Origin of the sequence: Aquirufa sp. (assembly GCF_044342065.1) — a bacterium.
Classification (GTDB): Bacteria; Bacteroidota; Bacteroidia; order Cytophagales; family Spirosomataceae; genus Aquirufa.
This window is the reverse complement of record NZ_JBIIQN010000009.1, coordinates 1-23,163: the sequence shown is the minus strand read 5'-3', so window position 1 is coordinate 23,163 and position 23,163 is coordinate 1. Positions and strand designations below refer to the sequence as shown.

Sequence of the window (23,163 nt, the reverse complement as noted above, 5' to 3'; positions counted from 1 at the left end):
CTTAATTGACTTTTTTCTTTGCTTCCTCAAATTTTTGAGCTTGTTGGATTATGGCTTCTTCATTCGCCTTTTGATCCAACTTATTCTGTTCTTGATTTGCAAGAATTTGTTCTTTTTCGATTTTGGCTTCTTCTAATTTTTTAACCAATAATTCGGTTTGGCGCTTATTTGAATCTAATTCTCGGACTAAGCGCTCCGCCGCTTTTTGATTTTTTGTTTTAGCAGAAATTAACTCATTTAAAGCCTTTTCCTCCGTACGTACGTTTTCCTCTAAGTTGATAATTTTAACAAATTGTTCTAACCAATCACTTGCATCCCGATAGTTTTCATGTCCATTTTGTATGTAGGTATCCGGGCCAGTTGCTATTGAAACAAACAATTTAGTTTTGTTTTTTTCTTCACTTATTTTCGATAAAAGCGTTAGTGTTCCATTTGAAATATCTGAGATTTTGGCTTGATATACATTGATTGTTCCTCCACGGCCTGCTTCTGCCTTCCCAAATTTCTTTAAGTAGTTTTTCCAAGACTCAACGACGTATTTTTCATCTGAATTGATATAGGTATAGAAACCCTCTTTTTTTGCTTTTTCAATTTCGTCCATACCAGTAAACACCTGACCAAATACGGGAGCTAATGAAATAGTAAATACAAAAGCGAAAATGAAACTTTTCATAGATCGATTATTTGTTGAATGCAATGGGCAAAGTTAAATCTTTAAGTACATTTTTTGCACAAGAGGAGCTCATTTTTTTCTTCTTTATTCAGAATGGCAAAAAGCGTGAGTTCTCCTCCATCTTTTAACTTCAGTTTTTTTCGTAACGCATCAGGTTTCAACGGAAAGTTCTTTGTGCTGATATTTATGCGTAAGTCAACAAGATGCGGAAGTAACCATGCGCGTTGCACCGACCCCGAATTTATGCATTCAAACCGCCTGCCTGGGAAATTGCTGAGTAACTCATTTGATGAATAAAGGTGTGTGTGTTGTCCTAACTGCCATAGGTTATCTCTTTGCAAGAGTTTAAAAAACCCAGCTTTCAAAATAGCAGGATGGGCCTCATATACATATTTGCCTACTTTATTTAGGTGCATCATGGCTTGTTTCTCCGCGGATAAGGTACCACTGAAAATCGACGGACTAGAAAATGCTAATTCAATGACGTCAATGAGCGGATCTAAACTTGACTGATTGGTTTTGATAAAGAGTAGTTCTTTTACTTCATTTTGATAGGCTATTACATATACTTTTTCCACGCCACCTAATTCTTGTATTGCCCTTTGTATATCCAATACAGGACTGGTTTTGATTAATATGTGGCTGTTTTCAGTATATGTTAAAATATCCAATACATTTGGTTGACAATCTTTGAATAAAATCACTTTATTCCCTTGCTCGTCTCGACGAGCTGGGTCCACATAAATCCAATCATAACTCGAATTCAATTGCGCTAATCCGTTACCTATTTTGTGCGTTACGTTTTTTAGACCTAGTATGGAATGATTGTATTGCGCCTGTTGAGCCAGTTCTTCCTGTTGTTCCACATAGGTGACCTCCTCACATGTTTGAGCAAAGGCCCACGCATCTACGCCCATACCACCCGTAATATCAATAAGTTTACCCTTGACCAACTCAGCTTTGAATCGTGCTGTCGCTTCTGAAGAAGCCTGTTCTAAGGAAATTTTTTGAGGGAAAAATACTTCTTTATTACTTGTCCAACGCGGCATTTTAGCTGCCAACTTCTGCCTGGCTTGTATCTGCCCAGCGAGTTTTTTGATGTCTAGATTAGGATATTTTTTGGCCGAAAGTGCTAACCTACTCGCTTCTTGCTGTACGTGTTCTTGAATAAATTTTATTTCATCAGGTTGAAGCATGTAACAAAAATAGAATGTTTATTGTAAATTTAGTTGTATAAATATATTCTTATGTCGATTTATCAAGTAACTGTTAATAAGAAAAAACATCGCGTAGATGTGGATTCAGATACCCCATTACTTTGGGTCATTCGTGATGTGATCAGATTTACAGGTACAAAATTTGGTTGTGGGATGGGTCTTTGTGGCGCTTGCACCGTTTTATTGAATGGTAATCCGGTTCGTTCTTGTTCAACGCCTATTTCTACTATAAAGTCAACTGATAAAATAACGACTATAGAAGGACTTTCTGAAAAGGCATCTCACCCGGTTCAAGAAGCATGGATTGAAGCACAGGTTCCGCAATGCGGCTATTGTCAGTCAGGTCAAATATTAGCCGCTTCTGCTTTGCTCGCATCGAATACGAATCCCTCCGACGAAGATATCGATAATGCCATGGCCGGTAATATTTGTCGGTGTGGTACCTATCCTCGGATGCGACAAGCCATTCATGCCGCAGCAAAAAAGATTCAAAACGCTAAAAAATCCTAAGCTATGAAAACGCAAACATCCCGTCGTGATTTTTTACGCATCAGTTCACAATCCGCATTCATCTTAGCTTTGGGTTTTTCTTCGAAAGGGGAGGCTCATGCCACTTTACAGAAATTTACGACTACCGCTGCCGGTATCGAAATAAACCCGTATATCATCATCAATGAGTCCGGTAAAGTAACAATATTTAACCCTCGACCTGATATGGGACAAGGGACCTATCAAGCACTCCCGATGTTGATAGCTGAGGAATTGGATATTCAATTAGATCAAGTAGAAATCCAAATGACGGACGGTTCAGATCGTTTTGGTTCCCAACTTTCTGGCGGTTCATCTTCCGTTCGGACGAGATGGATTCCCATGCGTACCGCTGGAGCTGCAGTTCGTGAAATGTTGGTAAAAGCAGCGGCTAATCGTTGGAAAGTTGATCCGAGCCTATGTGCCACACATAATGGCATGGTAATCAATAATCAAACGAAAGCTCAGTTAAGCTATGGGGAACTTGTTGCTGATGCCTCTCAACTACCTGTTCCGCAAAAACCAAAATTAAAGCCCTTTACGGAGTTTAATCAAATCGGAAAGCCATCTAAAAGACCTGATGTGCCTTCAAAGGTTGACGGTACAGCGATTTTTGGTATGGATGTACAATTGCCTGGTATGTTATATGCGAGTATAATACATGCGCCTAACATTTACGGAAAGGTATCAAGCTTCCAAGCAGACAAGGCTATGGCGGTGAATGGAGTTCGATTTGTGTTAAAAACGGAGCGTGTATTTTACCATGGCCCATTTGTTGATAATCGCGGTTATGATCAAAAATTACGTGCAAAGTCGGAAGCCGTAGCTGTTGTGGCTGAATCGTATTGGTCTGCGGTGAAAGCGACAAAAGAAGTTCAAATTGAATGGAATTCGCTCGGTTTTGGAGAGACGTCGACGGAACAATATTTTAATCAGGCGAAGTCGGCAGCGATGCTAGCGGGTAATGAATACAAAGAAGATAAAGTTGGTGACTTTGCTAAAGCTTTGCAGCTTTCTGATTATAAGATTCAAGGAACTTACCAAACGCCTTTTATGTCACATGCCCCCATGGAGCCATGTAATGCTACGGTTTATGTACAGGGTGATAAGGTAGAAGTTTGGGCACCCGTTCAAGGACCTGATGGCTTGGTCAATGATTTAGCTACTTATTTAGGCGTGAAACGCGAAAATATAAAAGTTAATGTTACCTTCTTGGGCGGTGCTTTTGGTAGAAAAGCCGTTTTTGATTTTGTCATGGAAGCGGCTAATATATCGCGTCAGGTGAATGCGCCTGTTAAAGTTATTTGGACACGAGAAGATGATATTCAGCAAGGTCCATATCGTCCGGGTATGATTTCAGCTATGCAAGGCGGATTAGATAAAGATGGAAATATAGTAGCTTTTGAACATCGGTTAAATGGAGCATCCATCATGGCCTCTGTTTTCAAAGCGGATATGCGAAGTAATCCTGATCCTTGGGCAGGAGAGGGGATCAGTGTTGCGGATAGTCCTTATGCTTTCCCAGCAAGAAGAAATTCATTTTCTTGGGTAGATCCTCAAATGCCTGTTTTGTGGTGGAGATCTGTTTATGCATCTACCAACGTATTTGCGCAAGAATCCTTCATTGATGAATTGGCCTCTGAAGGTGAAAAAGACCCATTGGCATTACGTTTACACCTATTGCGTGATTCGCCACGTTTTATAGCAGTGCTAACTAAATTAGCGGAGATTTCGGATTATGCTGCTAAACGAAAGCAAGGAAAGGCTATCGGTATTGCTATCGCTAAATCGTTCGGAAGTATTGTAGCACATGCATTTGAAGTTGAGAAGCAAGGTGCCGGTGTTAAAATCAAGCAAGTTTATTCAGTTATTGACTGCGGGTTCCCTTTAAACAGTGATAACATAAAAGCTCAAGTGGAGAGTAATTTGGTATATGGGCTTTCTGCCACTATTTTAAATCAGATTACACGCTCACATGGGAAGACTGATCAGAGTAATTTTCATGATTATGCGGTATTACGTCAGGGTGAAGTGCCTCCAGCAACGGTATATGTCATGGAAAGCGAAGAGGAACCAGGTGGCGTAGGAGAACCAGGCCTTCCACCAATAGCACCTGCTTTGTGTAATGCTATTTTCCTTGCAACAGGTAAAAGAATTAGAACCTTACCTTTTGATTTAAATTCAATTTAAATGGAAGGATTAATTCTAGCTGCCGGGGCCTCGTCTCGTTTAGGTGAAGCAAAACAATTATTGGTTTATCAGGGTCAAAGCCTTTTGGAGCGATCTATACGTTTGGCATTCTCTGTTTGCCAAGAGGTTTTGGTTTGCCTAGGGGCTGAAGTAGATCAATCCGTCCGAATAATTGAAAATCTACAGAAAGAGTTTCCCGGCTTGAACTTTGTTCAAGTTGAAAATTGGGAAAAAGGGATGGGAGAGTCGCTTGCTGTAGGACTTAAATCGGTCGATATTTCTCGAGATGTATTGGTTCTATTATGTGACCTTCCTTTTCTGACAACTTCACATCTGAAGAACTTAACTTCCTTGGCGAATCCCGATCGAGCAATTGTTGCTTCATTTCAAGGAGTAAATTCACCTCCCGTATTGATACCAAAAGCCTTGCGACCATTGTTTAATCATTGGAGTGGCGACCAAGGATTAGGTAAGTTTTGGCGTCAAAATCCCATGCTTTGTGAAATTGTTCACTTCTCAGATAAATTCAGGGATGTGGATATTCCAGAGGATCGAAAGTATTGGGGGATATGAGAATTAGACGCTAGACGTCAGCCATTTGACTTTAGACTGTAGAGACGCGATACTTCGCGTCTTTTTTCTTTGTTAAATCTTTTAGGATTGCCAAAGTTTGAGGCGTTTTCACGCCGATTCAACGTCCAGCGTCTAACATACGCGAGGTATCGCGTCTCTAAATTATCCAGTTGTGGCGTCTTTTTTCTTTGGCAAACCTTTTAGGATTGCCAAAGTTTGAGGCGTTTTCACGCCGATTCAACTTCCAGCGTCTAACGTCCAGCGTCTAAAAGACGCGAGGTATCGCGTCTGCACAAAATCCAATGAACGCATGTCTACTAAATAAGATTTTTACCACATATTTTTTCGCTACCCTACTCGAAATTTATTACCTTTGTCGCTTCTTGCGTCGATGCAACAACATTTATCAATTAACATATTAGCGTGGAATCTAACGAAAGCCTACCAACCGTAGAAACAGCCAAGAAATTGGGTTTATTACCAGAAGAATACGATCGTATTCAGGAAATATTAGGTCGTAAGCCGAATTTTACGGAGTTATCCATTTTCTCTGTCATGTGGTCAGAACATTGTAGTTACAAAAACTCCATTGTTTGGTTAAAGACCTTACCGAAAGATTCTCCCCGAATGTTGGCGAAAGCCGGTGAAGAAAATGCGGGTCTTGTTGACCTAGGTGATGGCTTAGGCTGTGCTTTCAAAATAGAATCCCATAATCACCCTTCCGCTTTAGAACCATATCAAGGTGCGGCCACGGGTGTGGGTGGTATCAACCGTGATATTTTCACGATGGGTGCACGTCCCATTGCCCAGTTGAATTCGTTGCGTTTTGGTAACATCGATTTGGCAAAAACCAAATGGTTGGTGAAAGGTGTTGTGAAAGGAATTGGAGACTATGGGAATGCGTTTGGTATCCCAACGGTCGGTGGAGAAGTTCAGTTTGACGATTGTTATAATGTTAATCCACTTGTAAATGCCTTTTCGGCAGGTATTTTAAAGGTTGGTACCCAAGCTTCTGCTATTTCATACGGTGTGGGCAATGGGGTATTTATCGTAGGTTCTGCGACGGGTAAGGATGGAATTGGTGGGGCTAGTTTTGCTTCGGAGGATATTACTTCCAAATCATCAGAAAAATTGCCTGCTGTTCAGGTAGGTGATCCTTTTCAAGAGAAATTATTATTAGAGGCTACCTTAGAGATTATCGAAGCAGGTTGCGTGATCGGTATTCAGGATATGGGGGCAGCAGGTATTATCTGTTCAACATCTGAAATGTCGGCCAAAGGAGAGCATGGAATGATCATCGATCTTTCTAAAGTACCTACGCGCCAAGCGAATATGAAGCCTTTTGAGATTCTATTATCGGAGTCGCAAGAGCGTATGTTGATTGTCGTTGAAAAAGGACGTGAAGGCGAAGCGAAAAAGATTTTTGATAAGTGGGATTTGAATTGTGAGCAAATTGGTACCGTAACGGATACCAAACGTTTGGAATTCTACCAAGATGGTGTGCTCGTAGCGGATGTTCCTGCAGATGATTTGGTTTTGGGTGGAGGCGCTCCAGTTTATCACCGCGAATACAAGGAGCCTGCTTACTTCCAAGAATTCAAGAAATTTGACATTAATAAAGTACAAGATATTCCCGCGGCAGAATTGCCAAAGGCTTTGGATTTTTTAATGAATCACCCGAACATCGTTTCGAAGAAGTGGGTAGCTGAGCAATATGATTCATCGATCGGTCGGGCGAATCGCAATACCAATGCTCCTTCGGATGCAGGTGTAGTAAAGGTACATGGTTCTGATAAGTCTATAGTGATTACCGTGGATTGTAACTCTCGCTATGTAAATGCCGATCCTGAAGAAGGTTGTGCGATGGCCGTTGCGGAGGCGGCACGTAACATTGTTTGCTCGGGCGGTTTGCCTGTGGCGATTACCAACTGCCTGAATTTTGGTAATCCGTACGTACCAGAAGTTTACTGGCAATTTGTGGGTGCGATCAAAGGAATGAAGAAGGCGTGTGAGGCATTCGAAACGCCGGTAACAGGTGGTAACGTAAGTTTCTATAATCAATCATCGGATGAAGGTCCGGTGTTCCCTACGCCAACCATCGGAATGTTAGGTATTTTGGAGAAACCTGAGAATAAAATGACCTTGGATTTCAAAGCAGAAGGAGATTTGGTATACTTGGTAGGGGAGTCTGTGAATGACATCGCGTCGTCTGAGTTTTTATACTCATATCGCAAGGTAAAGGCGTCTCCGGCGCCACATTTTGATTTGCCTACGGAACAATTGGTTCAAAAAGGTATCTCCCAATTAATTGAAGCAAAATTAATCCAATCCGCACATGATGTGTCAGATGGTGGTGTGTTAGTGACCTTAGCTGAATCAGCGTTCCCACGTGGATTAGGATTTGATGTGAAGTCAGATGCAGGTATTCGTCAGGATGCGATGTGGTTTGGGGAAGCGCAATCGCGAGTAATTGTATCAGTTTCACCTGCGAAAAAAGCTGCTTTTGAGGCACATTTAGCCGGTTTAGCTATTAAATCTTCGCAATTGGGTACAGTAAAAGGTACTGATATGGTGGTAGATAGCCAAGTGGTAAGTTCATTAGCGAAGGCTTCTGGTTCTTATTTCACAGCTTTAGAAACCGCTTTAACAAAATAATTTCAAGATGAGCCGCTATGCACTGCAATTCGCTTATGATGGCGGCTCGTTTCATGGATATCAGATCCAACCGAATGCCCATAGTGTGCAGGCGGAATTAGAGGAAAATTTAAGTCTTTTATTGGGGGAATTAATTTCCATCACAGGAAGTGGTCGGACGGATACGGGTGTACATGCAGCGCATCAAATCGCTCATTTTGATACCACCATGCCTATCGACAGTAATCTTATTTACCGTTTGAATCGGATGCTTTCGCATGCTTTAACTGCGCAAGCTATTTTTGCGGTAGCTGATGATTTTCATGCGCGTTTTGATGCGACTTCACGTACTTATGAATACCGGATTACGCGTCATAAAGATCCTTTTTTACGTGATTTTGCGTATTGGTATGAGGCGGATTTAGATGTTGCCGCCATGAATGAGGCGGCTAAATTGCTTTTGAGTCATACTGATTTTCAATGTTTTTCAAAAGTCAAAACAGAGGTAACGACCTTTGATTGTACCATTATGCGGGCTTTTTGGGAAGTGCAGGGGGATAATTTGATATTTACCATTGAAGGGAATCGGTTCTTACGCGGCATGGTTAGAGCGATTGTGGGAACACTTTTGGAAATAGGGATGGGTAAATGGACAGCTGAAAATCTAAAGCAAATTTTGGAATCGAAAAGCCGACAAGAAGCAGGTAGGTCAGTACCTGCACACGGCTTACATCTCGTAAATGTTGCTTATCCAGAAGCTAGTTTTGGCGCCAGATGCTCAGGATGACATCCATTAAGCTGGCAGCCGATTTAATCTGAATGCTCTTTGGTTTGTAATTCAAACCTTTCAAATTGTATTTCGAAATCCAGATTTCTTTGAAACCCAATTTTTCTGCTTCAGCGATTCGTTGGTCTATGCGGGTCACCGAACGTAATTCGCCCCCTAAACCCACCTCTGCCGCAAAGCATTTGGAAGAGTCGATGATTTTATCTTCATACGAAGAAACGACCGATAGGCATGTAGCCAAATCAAGTGCTGGATCGTCTACCCGAATTCCTCCGGTTATATTTAAAAACACATCTTGCGAACTTAATTTATAGCCACCTCGTTTTTCGATGACGGCTAAGAGCATGTTTAAGCGTTTCCCGTCATAGCCATTAGCTGTTCTTTGTGCCGTTCCGTAAGAAGTTGTGGATACTAAAGACTGTATTTCAACTAGCAAGGGACGATTCCCTTCCATTAAAGTTCCTATCGCAACACCAGATGCAGGTTCATCTCGTTGAGAAAGTAAGATTTCGGAAGGATTAGTTACGGCGCGGAGACCAGAGCCTAACATTTCATAAATCCCTAATTCAGATGTACTACCAAAACGGTTCTTAGTGGTACGAAGAATGCGGTAAATCATGTGTCGGTCCCCTTCAAATTGAAGGACGGTATCCACTAAGTGTTCAAGCACTTTAGGACCGGCGATGGATCCTTCTTTGGTGATATGGCCAACTAAAAATATTGGAGTATTGGATTCTTTGGCGAAACGCATGAGCTCTAAGGCACATTCTCTAATTTGAGAAACGGAACCAGGGCCTGATTCGATTTGGTCAGAGAATAGTGTCTGAATAGAATCTACGATGATTAATTCAGGTTCTAAGTCTACCAAATGTTTGAAAATCGCTTGGGTGTTCGTTTCCGTTAAGATATATAAGCTATCTGATTTCTTTTCTAGTCGGTCAGCGCGTAATTTAATTTGTTGTTCCGATTCCTCCCCAGTCACGTAGAGAACTTTGGTATCGGATAAGGAAAGAGCAACTTGTAATAGGAGTGTAGATTTTCCAATACCCGGTTCACCGCCGATTAAAACGAGACTTCCGGGAACAATTCCTCCACCAAGAACCCGACTGAATTCTGAATCGTTACAAGCAATTTTGGGCAGGCTTTCGAAGTCGACGTCTTGTAATAATTTGGGTTGTGGTTTACTTCGAGCCTGTGAAGGGGTCTTCCAAACCTCGGCAGGGTGGGAGCTAATTTCAACTAATTCTTCAACAAAGGTGTTCCATTCATTACAAGAGGGACATTTGCCCAACCATTTGGGTGCTTGGTGACCACAGGATTGACAGAAAAAGGAAGTTTTAGCTTTAGCCACAGGTAAATTTAATTAGGCTTCAAAAATACGCTTTTCGTTGGTTTTTTCTTTTTTTTCGGTTTAAAAAGGATAATTTTACTATTTCATTGACAAATCTATACTGAAATATGATCAAGCTTTTTCGTTTTGCCTTAATTCTAGTCACATTGAGTTTATGTGCAACAAGTTTGTCTGCTCAAGGCTTAACCCCAGTTCGTATGGTTACTGGTAATTTTTTTCGCCTGGGTATTAAGGGTGGAGTTAATTTAACAGAACTCAAAACCGAGGGTTTAACCTACCGGGGCATAGGATATGTTGTTGATGAAAATTTGAAAGGTAAGACAGGGTATGTTGGTGGAATTTACATGCGCTTGGGGCGTAAAGTTTTTGTTCAGCCTGAGTTTTTGGTTTCCTACAAAAACGGTTCAATTAATCTTCCCAAATCGGTCAGTACCGGTAGCCTACAACTGGATATTAATTATTCAAGTATCGATTTGCCAATTATGTTGGGTTATCGCTTAGGGCCATTGCATGTAATGGCTGGTCCCGTTGCATCTTACAGCATTGCTTCGAGTGGATCTATCGCGCAGGCGATTCGAGAAAAATTTCCTACAGTAAAGGATGCGGTTTCGCAAGCTTACTTCTCATATACGGCCGGAGGTGGGATAGATTTACTGGGATTTACGCTTGATATACGCTATGAAGGTAATATTACAGATTTGTCAAGAACAATTCCAATTCCGGAAGGGGTTAATTTTTCTCAGAAAGCGTCCTTGTGGCAAGTAACTTTGGGTAAGAAAATTTTATAATTTTTTATGAACGAGCAGATACAAGCGATTCAAGAAGAAGTAGAATCATTTTTAATTAGCAATGAGGCTGAATTAGAGCAGTTTAGAATAGCTTTTGTAGGCAGAAAAGGTCGTTTGGCAGCATTGTTTGATGGCTTGAAAGATGTTCCAGCGGAGAGTCGTCGGGAAGTGGGACAAGCATTAAATGCGCTAAAAAATTTAGCAGAAGGAAAATTTGCCTTAGCTCAGGAATCTTTTGCTGGTGGGGACTCGTCGGTAAATGTACCAGATGATTTAACCATTACGGACCCAATCAATCAGGGGTCCATGCATCCTTTAACGATTGTTCGTGCTCGTATTTTAGAGATTTTTAACCGCATGGGTTTTTCGGTATCAGATGGTCCTGAGATTGAAACTGATTTTTATAATTTTACGGCGTTAAATTTTCCTCCGAATCATCCGGCGCGCGAAATGCAGGATACTTTTTTCATTGAAAAAGGCAAGGGTGAGATTCAAGATGATGTGCTTTTACGTACGCATACCTCAAATGTTCAAGTTCGTTTGATGCAATACCAAAAACCACCTATTCGTTCCATCATGCCGGGTCGTGTTTTTCGCAACGAAGCTATTTCAGCACGTGCGCATTGTTTATTTCATCAAGTTGAAGGCTTGTATGTGGATGAAGATGTAAGTTTCAAGGATTTGAAAGATAGTTTATATCATTTTGCAAAAGAGATGTTTGGGAAAGATACGAAAGTTCGATTTCGACCATCTTATTTCCCTTTTACAGAGCCGAGTGCTGAAATGGATATCACCTGTTTATTGTGTAAAGGCGAGGGCTGTAATGTTTGTAAGCAAGCGGGTTGGGTAGAGATTGGAGGGGCTGGCATGGTAGATCCGCAAGTTTTAGAAAATGTAGGAATTGATTCCAAAAAGTATTCTGGATTTGCCTTTGGTATGGGAATTGAGCGTATAACCATGCTCAAATACCAGATTAAAGACCTCCGTTTGTTTACGGAAAACGACGTACGTTTTTTACGCCAATTTAATTAACAATTATTAACCTGACAGATTGATTTCAATCTATTTTCTTTGAGTTTTAATTTCAAATTATGCAGAATTTTCAACGCAATAATAACCTAGTTGGTTGGATTGTTTTTCTTATTTCATTAGTGACTTATACGCTAACTGTCGAGCCTACCGCTTCTTTTTGGGATTGTGGTGAGTTTATCGCGTGTGCCTATAAGTTGCAGGTTCCTCACCCGCCTGGTGCACCACTTTTCTTATTGATAGGGCGGATGTTCTCATTTCTTGCCTTAGGCGATGTTACTAGGGTTGCTTTTTGGATTAACATGATGTCCGTAGTTTCCAGTGCATTTACCATTTTATTTATGCATTGGACTATTGTGATGATCGGTCGGAAGGTGATAAAAAAACCATTTTCTGCGCTTTCAAATTCTGAGGGTAGTATTTTACTTCTTTCTGGTGCTGTTGGCTCCTTGGTTTACGCGTTTTCGGATTCTTTCTGGTTCTCAGCTGTTGAGGCAGAAGTTTATGCCATGTCATCTTTCTTTACTGCTATTGTTGTGTGGGCTGCTTTCAAGTGGGAGTTAGTAGAGGATGAAGCTAAGGCTAATCGTTGGATTTTGTTTATTGCTTATTTAGTGGGTTTATCCATTGGAGTTCACTTATTAAACTTAGTTACGCTGCCGGCATTGGCTTTGTTGTGGTATTTTAAGAAAGAAGACAAGCCGACCTATAAAGGTGGTTTTGTAGCCGTTTTGGTAGGTTTATTTATTTTGGGCATTATTAATTCTGGAGTTATTCCGGGATTACCATCAGTAGCATTTTGGTTTGAATTGCAATTCGTGAATAACCTCGGAATGGGATATGGTTCAGGGGCGATTTTCTTCTTAATTTGTTTGTTGGCCGCGGTGATTTTTGGTATTCGCTATTCCTACACACATGGGAAATTATTGTTGAATATGGCTTTATTCTCCTTTGTCTTTTTGTTGATTGGGTATTCCACCTACACCGTGGCTTTGGTGCGTTCGGGTTACAATCCGCCGATTAATGAGAATGATCCAAGTAACATCTTAAACTTTTTAAAATACTTAAAACGTGAGCAATATGGTTCCCGTTCTTTGTTATACGGTCCCGTTTATACTGCGCAAGTAGAGGATTTTAAGCAAGGGGAAGATGTTTACAAGATGAAAGGTGACAAGTATGTAGTCTACACGAATAAGCCGGAGTATGTTTACCAGAAGGACCAACAAATGTTATTGCCGCGTGTTTGGAGTAATTCAGGTTCTCATATTCAAATGTATCAAGACATGTTGGGCATTCCGGCAGGTCAGAAGCCAAGTTTTGGAGACAATTTACGTTTCATGTTTACACACCAGTTGGGCAATATGTACACGCGTTATTTGCTTTGGAATTTTGTGGGACGGGAGAATGATTTAGAAGGAGCTTATGCGATTTCGAATCCATTTGAAGATACCTCTCAAATGCCCGATGTATTAAAGAACAACAAGGCTCGAAATAATTACTATTATTTGCCTATAATTTTGGTCTTATTAGGTTTTTATCTGCTTTATCGTAAAAATGAGAAAGACTTTTTGGTAACCATAATGATGTTTGTCTTGTCGGGTGTTGCATTGGCTGTGTATTTAAATTCACCACCGGCAGAGCCGCGCGAGCGCGATTACATTTATGTGGGTTCTTTTTATTTCTTAGCTATTTGGGCAGGATTAGGTGTTATGCAGTTGGCAGAGTGGCTGACGAAATTGATTAAATCTCCACAAGTTCGTTGGGGATTATTGGTGGTATTAAGTTTTTCTGCCCCTGCTATTTTGGCCCAACAAAACTGGGATGATCATGATCGCAGTGGCCGTTATCACCAAATTGACTTTGCTAAAAACTTATTGAATTCATGTGCACCTAATGCAATTTTATTTACCGGTGGTGATAATGATACATTCCCATTGTGGTATGTTCAGGAGGTAGAGGGTTTCCGGACGGATGTTCGGGTGTGTAACCTTTCTTTATTGGGGACGGACTGGTATATAGATCAAATGAAGCGTAAGACTTACGAATCGGAGGCGCTTCCGATAAGTTTGACTAAAGATCAGTTTTTGGAAGGGGTGAATGATCAAATCATGTACAATGAGAGTGATAAAATTAAAGCAATGCCTTTACCTGCTTATTTGGATTTATTACATCGGGATGATCCATCGATTCAAGCTCAAACACAGAGTGGTGAAATGATTAATACTTTCCCATCTGATTCGTTGTATATACCTATAAATATTGCGCAAATAGCTTCTTCAAAATGGTTTCCTAAGGAGTTTGTTGGTTTCTTGTCGGGTCAATTAGGCTGGAAATTACCAGCGAAAAATATTTTCAAAGGGGAATTAATTCAATTGGAAATTATTTCAAATAATGCGATGAATGGATGGAAGAGGCCTATATATTTTGCGTCAACCTTGCCAGGTGATCAATATTTGGGCTTGAAAGAGAGTATGCAATTAGAGGGATATGCGTTTCGTTTGATGCCATTTAAGATTCCGGGAGCGAAAGACGGTTTTGTCAATTCAAAAATCATGGCGGATAATATGTTGAACAAAATGTATTGGCGTGGATTAAATGATGAGAAGATTTATTACCATGGTGATTTTTACATGGGAATTCCAAGTGTGACTTTACGCTTGAATTCGTATCGGTTGGCAGATCAATTAATTCGAGAAGGGGATACTAAGTTGGCAATGAAGGTATTGAATCATGTGGAGACTGTAATGCCCGATAAGGTTATACCTTATGATCAATTTTCTGCGAATATGGTTAGTTTATACTTAGAGCTGGGGGATACTTCAAAGGCTTTGGCTATAGCTAAAACGATGATGGATCGTAACGATAAAGTTTTGGACTATTATTTATCGGGAGGCCTGCGTTCGCATGATCGAGATATTCAAATTGCCTATTATGAGATGAATATTATTTCAGCTTCTTTGACAGAGTCTGGCATTCCATCAAGCAAATACGAGGCAATTGTGTCCAAGTTTACCAAGTGGAAAGAGCGGCTCAATTAATATGTTGAATGACTTTTAATTTGGAAACAGATTGGAATCGTAAGAATCCAATCTGTTTTTTTTGTTAGTCTTTTCCATTATTAAGGAATGAAAAATTATTTAACGGTCATTTTACTACTTTACTAATTTAGTTTCTTTACAATCAAATAGATTAAATGTATTAATTTTGTAGTTAGTTTCTTTTTTATTTCTCAAAATCAATCTTCAGATTATGAAATATAGGTTAATTGGTATTGTCATTTTTTCTTTTCTGCAATTATTCACGTCTTGTTATTTATTTAACTTTAAAGATAAGTACGAATTGATTCCGGTAAAGAGTGATTCTAAATGGGGTTATATAAATAAAAAAGGCAATTATATTATTAACCCACAATTTGCTGAAGCTAATTTGTTTTATGATGATTTGGCTTTAGTTAAGGAAGATGGTCCGGACGGGAAATATGGATTTATCAATAAAGAGGGCCAATTTATCATCAAACCCACGTATAAGTTTGCTACTTCATTCAGTGAAGGTTTAGCATGGGTAACCTCTACACTTTCTCATCCTCAGTTGATAAATACAAAAGGAGAAGTCATTACTGAATTAAAATCAGCTACTTACGTTTATACTTTTAACGAAGGCTTAGCGGCATTTTCTAATGATAAGAACTTATATGGTTTTGTAAATAAATCGGGAGAGGTGGTTATAACGCCTCAATTTCATAGCGTAGGCTATTTTTCTCAAGGTCTTTGTGCAGTATCGAATGAAAAAGGCGATGTTGGGTTTATTGATAAAACGGGGAAGCTCGTAATGAATTATCAATTTGGGGGTTCAGTACTTTTGGAATCATTTACCTTTCATGAAGATTTATGCGTGGTTTTGGGTAAAAATGATAAATATGGCGTCATTAACAAGGAAGGCGAATTTGTCATTAATCCTCAATATGAGTATTTAAATGATAATTGTAATGGCATGTTCGGATTTCGTATGGAGAACAAATTGGGTTGGATTGATAAGACAGGCAAAATTTTGATTAATCCACAATTTGAAGATTTTTCACAGTTTGTATATAATGGTTTAGCGCCAATCCTTTCTGGAAAAACGTATGGATACATTGATAAGGAAGGCAGTTTTAAAATCAATCCTCAATTTGAAATGGCCTACGCATTTATCGGTAAAATTGCGGCGGTAAGGTCAGGAGAAAAATTTGGTTTCATTGATGGTGAAGGGAAGTTTGTCATAAACCCGCAATTCGATGATGTTCATATTGATGTTATGTTTCCATCAAAGCGACCAATGAATATGGGGGTGCCAACAGACTACCTTGATACAGGTAAATTAATTGATTTTTTAAAACCAGATGGGAATGGAGGATTTAATGGAGACACATTCAGTTCATCGTTAAATGATTTGATTATCTCGTATAAATTAGATCGCGAGAATATTAATTTGTATTCTAATCAATTACCAATTATCACAGGATTAGTTCTGAGTAAAAATTTTACGGTTGATTATTATGCTGATTTTTTAAAGATGGGGGAATATAAAGAAATCATTGAAGGCTGGTATACGTCTCAGAAATACATACCACTTTACAATGAGAAACCTTGGTTATACCAAGTCGTTATCCAGTTGAAAGGAGATGCTATCGGTCGTGCGGAGTCTGTGATGTCATTAGTATCTGCAAAGTATAGCGGGACTTTGAATCCCAAAAGTTCTGAAAATAACAAGGTCTATGAGCTCGATAAAAATACCTTATTGTTAATTCGTAAGCTAGATTACGAGAAAATTCTCGTTGCTGTAATTAAGAAAAAACACTTGAAGATGGATTTATTTGCCTATCAAGAAAGTAGCAGTTCATCTTCAAATTATGATCGCTATGCATCTTCTGATACAGCGGCAGTAGCTGATGATTATGCGGAAGTCGATACGGCTTCGGCATATTAATACGTTAATTGATTAATTATGAAAAAGTATTTATTGATTTTAGTAACTTTTTTGATTCCATATCTCACGTTTGGTCAGAGTTATTGCTTCGAAGATTTCCAATTGCTCAAGATGCATCGGAGTACAGTTTCTGAGATTTCTAGTTTTTTGATAAATGAAGAATGGGAAGTTACAACTTCTGCTACCGAAGTAGATGTTCAGTATTTTGGTTACCCCATTGATTACAAGATGATAACTTGGGGAAAGAACACGGATAATAGTATATTTTTATTTTTTAAACCGGGCTTCAAGAATATTGTCATTGTCAATGGGAATAAAGATTGCTTTAATTATTTGTTTAGTCGTCTTTCTTCCAACCGCGGTTTGGTATTTCAATCAGAACAAGTGGATAATTTCTTAATTCAGCGAGTGAAAATTAATCCACTAACTACGATTGAATTCCGCCAATTAGTTAATAAAAGCAATGTTGAATTTGATGGGGGGGTGAATGATTACTCAATACTGATTTATGAGAAGTTGGTACTGGATAAAGAGGTAGCCAAAGCAAAAAAGAAGTATGTAGAGATGGAGCGCCAAAAAATTGATTTTGCAGATGAAATCGAAAAGGATTTTGCAAGAGTAAATGCATTCATAGTTGCGCGACAGTATAATTCTGCTAACGACTTACTGGGCATTATTGACGCTAAAAATAAACGCAGTTCGGATAATATAAATCCCAATCGGATAAGCATAGAAGCCAAAGTTCAATCAACGAAAATGGACATTTTTATTGCAGAAGTGGATGGGATTCTTGAAAAGAAAGATTACCAAGCTGCCAGAGATCGCATTTCTACTTATTTAATAACACATAGAGATGATGATAATGGTACATTAATGGAAAAATTGGAAGCGATTAAATCGCTTCAAATAGAGTTTGAGTTATCTAAATTGAGTGCTCAAGCAAGGGATTTGGAAGCGAAAGGAGATTACCAAGCAGCTTTATTAATTTTTAAGCAAATCGTTCAAGATTATGGTGAATCAAGTGGCGTAACTTCGAAAATCACCGAATTGAATTCAAAAATCACGGCTCAAAAGTTGACTTCTCTTCGTCAAATTGTTGGCATCGCTGAAAAAAATAATGATTTCAATTCTGCATTAAAGGCGCAGCAAGAAATTTTCTCATTAGTGCCAAACAATGCAGTTGAGAGTAAGAAATATTCCGATTTAAGGGAGCTTGCAGCTGTATTTGAAACAAGAAAGTACTATGTGTATAATTACAAGGAAACCAATCCTTCTGAAGTAGCTGATTATACCAATAAACTTTCTAATAGCTTAACATCTATTGTAAATGCCAAAAGTTCAGGAGACATCGCATTTAAAATGCAAATGAGCTTTGATACACTGGGGTCCAATTTTTCTAATTTGAATTACAAGCGTGTTTCAAACAGAGACTTTGTGAAAACATTGACAAATGATGCCTCTTTGCTTTCGTTACAACCGTCAAAAATTAATCGATTTTATGTTTCATCAAATTATGAAAAGTCGGTAGATATTAATTGGAATACACGCCAACTGACTTTTGATAAATATAGTTCAATCGCATTAAATGAATCCGAATTCAAGGGGGATGAAGTTGCGGCAAATTTTGTCAATAAGAACGCGCTTTATGGAAAGTATGTATTTTCTGTAAAGGATGTTACAATTGATAATGAGCTAAATTCTTATTATACCTTATCTCGATTTGGTGGTGCAAGAGGTCCTATGAATGCATTCCTTTCTTTGGTTATTCCCGGTTTAGGTACGCTGAGAACATCTTATGGTGAGAAAGGTTGGAATCGCCTAACCTGGTTTATTTTGACGAGTGCATTATCATATGGCGCTAAAGTTTATTCGGATTCTGAATATCAGAATTATTTGAATGCTACCAATAAAACGGATAGTGATATGTATTATGAATCTGCAAATAACTTTAACTATGCCTCGATTGGATTTGCTTCGATTTCAGCTTCTATTTATGTAGGAGACTTCTTGTCGGCATTTGTCAATGGCGTTAAAAATGTCAACAGAGGTAGTAATTTCCGTAAGAAGGTTAGGGATTTCCCTATTTCGCTGAATCGATTGAAAATACAGTTGTAATTAACTAGCCTAGACCATTCGCAATCCTAACTATTTAATTCCTATGTCCAAAGCTTTTATTCGTTTTATTGTAGCACTTATAAGTATTACCACTATAGCATTTTCTAGCTTTGCCAAAAAAAGCGTTCCTATTGATTTTAAGGAATTAATCAGCTCAAAAACGCCCATATTTACCAAGCCTCAAATAATTCGGGAGATTAATGCTTCTAATAACGAAATTGAATCTATTTTTTACAATGGAATAGTTTTTTTGGGCCAAAATGATAGAAAACATCCCGTTGTTCGTTCAAAAAAAATGCAGCTTTTTCCTTTGGAAATGCTTTCAGAAGATATCGTTTATTGTGTTAATCGAATTAGGCAAAATGGATATGAAGAAGATGAGTATTATTTACTTGATGTAAAAGCTGTTTCAAAATACGATGAGATTTCCTTAATGCCAGCAGAGTTTAGCCTATCAAGTGCTGAATTCCTATCCTTGTTCTCAAACTTTAATTCCATATCGTTAAGTCAATTGAATTGTTTTTTTTCTGATTTGTTAAATGAGTCTTCTGCAAACTATACCTGGAGTGATGAATTTCAAAAACAGGATTTTATTCAAAATAAAATCAACCAGCTAAGTCAAAATAAGTATCAAACGATTAATCAAAAAAAAGACTATTATGTGACACTTCGTGGCACTTTGGGTGCCTATGATTTTCAATCCAATAGTTTTCCTTTACGCGTTTTGTATTTGAGTGATTTTTCTCAAACGATGGTAAATTTGCCTTTCAATGTGTCTATCGATTTTGGTGATGATCGGGATGAAATTGCTAGTGGATATTTTGGTTCACCCACTGAGCGGTATAAAACATGGAAGGAATTTAGGCAATTAGATAATGTAGGTACTATTACGTATAAAATTGATCCTAGTATAGCTAGAGGTCTCGTTAGTAGATTAAATGGTGATCGCGAAGTTAATTTGAAGTTGGTATTGAAGAGTAGTATATCAGAAAGTAAACAAAGTTTAAACTGTTCGAGCGGATATAGCTCCTCCAATAGAATTAACTTTCAAATTCAGTCCATGAATGTTTTTCCTGCTATTACAGACGATAGTCCTGTGTCTTCCGAACCTGAAATATCACCTGAACTAGGGGCATTATTAAATGATGATTTGGCAGCAATTGGCTCAAATGTTTCTGGGAGTAATCAATCATTAACGAATTCGAATGAAGTCTTTACTTCCGTTGAACAACCAGCCGAATTTCCTGGAGGACCTCGCGCTTTTGGTGCTTTTTTGCAGAGAAATCTTCGTTATCCTGCTGCGGCCCAGCGTGCTAATGTAGGAGGTAAGGTATATGTTCAATTTGTTGTGAATACAGATGGTACTATTGAGGATCTTGAAGTATTAAAATCGGTAGGATTTGGTTGTGATGAAGAAGCAATGCGTATAATTAAGGCGGTACCAAGATGGACACCAGGTAAGCAATCAGGTCGCATTGTTCGCTCTCGATTTACCCAGCCTATTACTTTTGTTTTGTCTGAATAGATAAACACTAATCATTTCGCGATACCTCGCGTCTAATTGACTTGGATGTTTTTGAAAGTGTTAATCCCGTGTTCAGAATTAAACATGGCAAAAGGGCAAAAAAAAGACGCGAAGTATCGCGTCTCTACAATCAAAAGTCCAACTTCCAACGTCTAAGAAAACATATCTCGCACCTTGTGGAAGAATCCTTTTTCCGATTTCCCAGGTTGAGGAGCGAAGTTGGCAGAGTCGCGCAGTTTTTCCAATAATTCGCGCTCTTCTTTATTGACCTCTTTCGGTGTCCAAATATTTACATGAACTAATTGGTCGCCTACCGAATAGCCGTTCAATTCCTTGATCCCTTTGCCTTTTAAGCGCAAGATTTTACCACTCTGAGTTCCTGCTTCTAAACTGATTTTTGCTTTTCCTCCGATGGTTGGAACCTCTACCGAAGTACCTAAAGCCGCATCTACAAAGCTAACGTACAAATCGTAGATAACGTTGTTTCCATCTCGGTGTAATACTTCGTGTGCCTCTTCTTCAATCACGATCAATAAATCACCTGCCACGCCACCGCGTGGAGGTACGTTTCCTTTGCCTGACATGGAAAGTTGCATATCGTTCGAAACACCTGCTGGGATTTTGATGGGAATGATTTCTTCTTCCAATATACGCCCTTCTCCAAAACATGCGTCGCATTTAGCACCTACGCTTTTTCCTTCACCTGAACAAGTAGGGCAGGTGGACGATGTTACCATTTGGCCTAGCATGGTTTGCTGAACACGTTTTACTTGGCCAGAACCTTGACAAGTACCGCAAGTCTTTAAATCGGTTCCGTTTTTAGAACCATTTCCAGAGCATGTCTTACACGCTACATGACGTTTAACCTTGATTTTCTTTTCTACACCGTTAGCAATCTCCTCTAGGTTTAATTTCAATTTGATGCGCAAATCGGTACCCTTCCGTTGACGACGCCCTCCTCGGCCACCACCACCAAAGAAATTACCAAAAGGGCTATCATCCCCTCCACCAAATATATCGCCGAACTGCGAGAAAATATCCTCCATGTTCATGCCTTGGCCTCCAAAACCACCCCCGGCAGCTCCACCCATACCTGCATGACCGAAACGATCATACTGGGCCTTCTTTTGTCCATTGCTTAATACTTCGTAGGCTTCGGCAGCTTCTTTGAATTTTTCTTCGGATTCTTTGTCATCCGGGTTTTTATCGGGATGGTACTTTACAGCAAGTTTCCGATAAGCTTTCTTGATTTCCTCTTCGCTTGCCGACTTTGATACGCCTAGTACCTCGTAATAATCTCTTTTTTGAGCCATTTTTGTTTAATTTCCTACCACCACTTTTGCAAAGCGAATGACTTTATCGTGTAACGTATATCCTTTTTCAAGCACATCTAGTACTTTTCCTTTTTCTTCTTCTGAAGGTGCCGGGTATTGTGTAATGCAATCGTGGAAATCAGCATTGAATACTTCACCTTTTGCAGGAAGTTCTTTTAAGCCCTTGCTTTGAAGCGTCGTTACGATTCCTTTGAATATCAATTGAATCCCCTCTGATATTTCACCTTCTGGGGCGTTAGCTAACGCACGTTCGTAATTATCAATACTCGGCAATAAATCCGTAATTAATCCGGCTGCCGCAGTTTGTAATAATTCAATGCGTTCTTTTGCTTTATTTTTTCTGAAGTTTTCGAAATCTGCATAGAGTAGCAGGTATTTCTTTTTCATTTCTTCCAACTCATCTGTTGCCGCCTGCTCATCCGTTATTGTTTCCTCACTTTGTGCTTCCACAACAACATCTTGCTGGTTTTCATCTGCTAGCGGCTGTTTATTCTCTTTCTTTTTCATAAGGCAAAATTAATACGATTTTGGCTTTACAAATCATAGACCAAAAAGTATTTTCTGACAGTTTGGCATAAATTCAAGCACCTTCGTAATTTTATGGCACATGAATCAGACAGCTTACTCCAACGCTCAAGTCATTAAACGTTTAGCTCAGCAGCACGGCTTCGCTTTTTGTGGCATTTCAAAGGCCGATTTTTTAGAGTCTGAAGCACCTAAATTAGAGAAATGGCTGAACGAAGCTATGCATGGTGAAATGTCCTATATGGCTAATCATTTCGATAAGCGTTTAGACCCCAGATTGTTAGTTGATGGGGCCCAAACCGTTGTCTCGCTGGTTTATAATTACTTTCCCGCTGCAGATTTTCATCCATTGGCTGATTCTTTCAAGGTTTCCAAATATGCTTTTGGTGAAGATTATCACCGTGTTATTAAAGATAAGATGCAATTGCTCTGGGATGATCTGCAAAATGAAGTAGGGGAGATATCTGGAAGAATGTTTGTTGACTCCGCTCCCGTGCTTGAAAAAGCCTGGGCAAGGCAGTCGGGAATCGGTTGGGTCGGTAAAAATGCCAACCTTATTATTCCTAAGCAGGGTAGTTTTTATTTCATTGCAGAATTAATCCTTGATTTGCCTGCAATGCCTGATGGACCCATCAAAGATTTTTGTGGGACTTGTACGCGTTGTATTGATGCCTGTCCAACCGAGGCCATTACGCCTTATGTCGTAGATGGTTCCAAGTGTATATCCTATTTTACCATAGAATTAAAAGAAAATCTGCCGATTGAATTGAATAAGGGGTTTGAGGATTGGATTTTTGGCTGTGATATTTGTCAAGATGTGTGTCCCTGGAATCGACATTCAAAAGCGCATTCAGATCCTCGTTTTGAACCCAAGCATGAGTTGCTTGGATTAACAAAGGCCGACTGGGAAGATATGTCGGAGGTGTTAT

General features: G+C 39.3%; 17 protein-coding genes. 12 read left to right on the top strand and 5 right to left on the bottom strand.

Annotated elements, in window-relative coordinates; all coding sequences use genetic code 11:
* Nucleotide 1 precedes the first annotated feature (1 nt).
* Nucleotides 2-673 carry a hypothetical protein gene (locus ACIQZ2_RS05130; RefSeq protein WP_395767773.1) on the bottom strand — a complete coding sequence of 224 codons (672 nt, stop codon included), beginning with the start codon at nt 671-673 and terminating at the stop codon, nt 2-4.
* A 41-nt stretch (nt 674-714) separates the two neighbouring features.
* Nucleotides 715-1,869 (bottom strand): SAM-dependent methyltransferase, encoded by a 1,155-nt coding sequence (locus ACIQZ2_RS05125; protein ID WP_395767772.1) that lies wholly within the window; start codon nt 1,867-1,869, stop codon nt 715-717.
* Nucleotides 1,870-1,920: 51 nt separating this feature from the next.
* Here ACIQZ2_RS05125 and ACIQZ2_RS05120 point away from each other — a divergent pair, with 51 nt between their 5' ends.
* From ACIQZ2_RS05120 to truA, 5 genes are all read left to right on the top strand, one after another.
* The gene (locus ACIQZ2_RS05120; RefSeq protein WP_395767771.1) at nt 1,921-2,400 is read left to right on the top strand and encodes a (2Fe-2S)-binding protein; all 480 of its coding nucleotides are present in this window, start codon (nt 1,921-1,923) and stop codon (nt 2,398-2,400) included.
* 3 nt (nt 2,401-2,403) lie between these two features.
* The gene (locus ACIQZ2_RS05115) at nt 2,404-4,608 is read left to right on the top strand and encodes a molybdopterin cofactor-binding domain-containing protein (protein ID WP_395767770.1); all 2,205 of its coding nucleotides are present in this window, start codon (nt 2,404-2,406) and stop codon (nt 4,606-4,608) included.
* Nucleotides 4,609-5,181, top strand: a complete 573-nt coding sequence (locus ACIQZ2_RS05110; RefSeq protein ID WP_395767769.1) for an NTP transferase domain-containing protein — start codon at nt 4,609-4,611, stop codon at nt 5,179-5,181.
* 423 nt (nt 5,182-5,604) lie between these two features.
* Nucleotides 5,605-7,836, top strand: coding sequence for a phosphoribosylformylglycinamidine synthase subunit PurL (gene purL, locus ACIQZ2_RS05105; protein WP_395767768.1), 2,232 nt, complete (start codon nt 5,605-5,607; stop codon nt 7,834-7,836).
* Nucleotides 7,837-7,843: 7 nt separating this feature from the next.
* Nucleotides 7,844-8,602 carry a tRNA pseudouridine(38-40) synthase TruA gene (truA, locus tag ACIQZ2_RS05100; protein ID WP_395767767.1) on the top strand — a complete coding sequence of 253 codons (759 nt, stop codon included), beginning with the start codon at nt 7,844-7,846 and terminating at the stop codon, nt 8,600-8,602.
* Here truA and radA read toward each other — a convergent pair.
* Nucleotides 8,574-9,953, bottom strand: a complete 1,380-nt coding sequence (gene radA / locus ACIQZ2_RS05095; protein WP_395767766.1) for a DNA repair protein RadA — start codon at nt 9,951-9,953, stop codon at nt 8,574-8,576. The two genes, truA and radA, sit on opposite strands and share 29 nt — an antisense overlap.
* Nucleotides 9,954-10,060: 107 nt before the next feature.
* On the opposite strand from radA, the gene ACIQZ2_RS05090 reads away from it, so the two are divergent.
* The 6 genes from ACIQZ2_RS05090 to ACIQZ2_RS05065 all read left to right on the top strand — a co-directional run bounded on the left by ACIQZ2_RS05090 (nt 10,061) and on the right by ACIQZ2_RS05065 (nt 20,375).
* Nucleotides 10,061-10,741: a porin family protein gene (locus tag ACIQZ2_RS05090; protein ID WP_395767765.1), complete on the top strand. Its 681-nt coding sequence runs from the start codon at nt 10,061-10,063 to the stop codon at nt 10,739-10,741.
* A 6-nt stretch (nt 10,742-10,747) separates the two neighbouring features.
* Entirely contained in the window at nt 10,748-11,773 is a 1,026-nt protein-coding gene (gene pheS / locus ACIQZ2_RS05085; protein ID WP_395767764.1) for a phenylalanine--tRNA ligase subunit alpha, read from the top strand.
* A 59-nt stretch (nt 11,774-11,832) separates the two neighbouring features.
* The gene (locus ACIQZ2_RS05080; RefSeq protein ID WP_395767763.1) at nt 11,833-14,808 is read left to right on the top strand and encodes a protein O-mannosyl-transferase family; all 2,976 of its coding nucleotides are present in this window, start codon (nt 11,833-11,835) and stop codon (nt 14,806-14,808) included.
* Between the two features lie 211 nt (nt 14,809-15,019).
* Nucleotides 15,020-16,735 carry a WG repeat-containing protein gene (locus ACIQZ2_RS05075; protein ID WP_395767762.1) on the top strand — a complete coding sequence of 572 codons (1,716 nt, stop codon included), beginning with the start codon at nt 15,020-15,022 and terminating at the stop codon, nt 16,733-16,735.
* A gap of 18 nt (nt 16,736-16,753) precedes the next feature.
* Entirely contained in the window at nt 16,754-18,850 is a 2,097-nt protein-coding gene (locus ACIQZ2_RS05070) for a hypothetical protein (protein ID WP_395767761.1), read from the top strand.
* Between the two features lie 43 nt (nt 18,851-18,893).
* Nucleotides 18,894-20,375, top strand: a complete 1,482-nt coding sequence (locus tag ACIQZ2_RS05065; protein WP_395767760.1) for an energy transducer TonB — start codon at nt 18,894-18,896, stop codon at nt 20,373-20,375.
* A 152-nt stretch (nt 20,376-20,527) separates the two neighbouring features.
* Here ACIQZ2_RS05065 and dnaJ read toward each other — a convergent pair whose 3' ends face one another.
* Both dnaJ and ACIQZ2_RS05055 read right to left on the bottom strand, forming a co-directional pair.
* Nucleotides 20,528-21,688 (bottom strand): molecular chaperone DnaJ, encoded by a 1,161-nt coding sequence (gene dnaJ, locus ACIQZ2_RS05060; protein ID WP_395767759.1) that lies wholly within the window; start codon nt 21,686-21,688, stop codon nt 20,528-20,530.
* A 6-nt stretch (nt 21,689-21,694) separates the two neighbouring features.
* Nucleotides 21,695-22,216 (bottom strand): nucleotide exchange factor GrpE, encoded by a 522-nt coding sequence (locus tag ACIQZ2_RS05055; protein WP_395767758.1) that lies wholly within the window; start codon nt 22,214-22,216, stop codon nt 21,695-21,697.
* 100 nt (nt 22,217-22,316) lie between these two features.
* Here ACIQZ2_RS05055 and queG point away from each other — a divergent pair.
* A partial coding sequence (queG, locus tag ACIQZ2_RS05050; RefSeq protein WP_395767757.1) for a tRNA epoxyqueuosine(34) reductase QueG occupies nt 22,317-23,163 on the top strand: 847 nt, incomplete at its 3' end.

Excerpts from the sequence above, each read along its gene's own strand:
- ACIQZ2_RS05125 (WP_395767772.1), bottom strand. The coding sequence starts at position 1,869 with ATGCTTCAACCTGATGAAATAAAATTTATTCAAGAACACGTACAGCAA.
- pheS (WP_395767764.1), top strand. The coding sequence starts at position 10,748 with ATGAACGAGCAGATACAAGCGATTCAAGAAGAAGTAGAATCATTTTTA.
- truA (WP_395767767.1), top strand. The coding sequence starts at position 7,844 with ATGAGCCGCTATGCACTGCAATTCGCTTATGATGGCGGCTCGTTTCAT.
- ACIQZ2_RS05120 (WP_395767771.1), top strand. The coding sequence starts at position 1,921 with ATGTCGATTTATCAAGTAACTGTTAATAAGAAAAAACATCGCGTAGAT.
- ACIQZ2_RS05075 (WP_395767762.1), top strand. The coding sequence starts at position 15,020 with ATGAAATATAGGTTAATTGGTATTGTCATTTTTTCTTTTCTGCAATTA.
- ACIQZ2_RS05130 (WP_395767773.1), bottom strand. The coding sequence starts at position 673 with ATGAAAAGTTTCATTTTCGCTTTTGTATTTACTATTTCATTAGCTCCC.
- ACIQZ2_RS05080 (WP_395767763.1), top strand. The coding sequence starts at position 11,833 with ATGCAGAATTTTCAACGCAATAATAACCTAGTTGGTTGGATTGTTTTT.
- ACIQZ2_RS05115 (WP_395767770.1), top strand. The coding sequence starts at position 2,404 with ATGAAAACGCAAACATCCCGTCGTGATTTTTTACGCATCAGTTCACAA.
- ACIQZ2_RS05055 (WP_395767758.1), bottom strand. The coding sequence starts at position 22,216 with ATGAAAAAGAAAGAGAATAAACAGCCGCTAGCAGATGAAAACCAGCAA.
- dnaJ (WP_395767759.1), bottom strand. The coding sequence starts at position 21,688 with ATGGCTCAAAAAAGAGATTATTACGAGGTACTAGGCGTATCAAAGTCG.
- ACIQZ2_RS05090 (WP_395767765.1), top strand. The coding sequence starts at position 10,061 with ATGATCAAGCTTTTTCGTTTTGCCTTAATTCTAGTCACATTGAGTTTA.
- ACIQZ2_RS05110 (WP_395767769.1), top strand. The coding sequence starts at position 4,609 with ATGGAAGGATTAATTCTAGCTGCCGGGGCCTCGTCTCGTTTAGGTGAA.
- ACIQZ2_RS05065 (WP_395767760.1), top strand. The coding sequence starts at position 18,894 with ATGTCCAAAGCTTTTATTCGTTTTATTGTAGCACTTATAAGTATTACC.
- ACIQZ2_RS05070 (WP_395767761.1), top strand. The coding sequence starts at position 16,754 with ATGAAAAAGTATTTATTGATTTTAGTAACTTTTTTGATTCCATATCTC.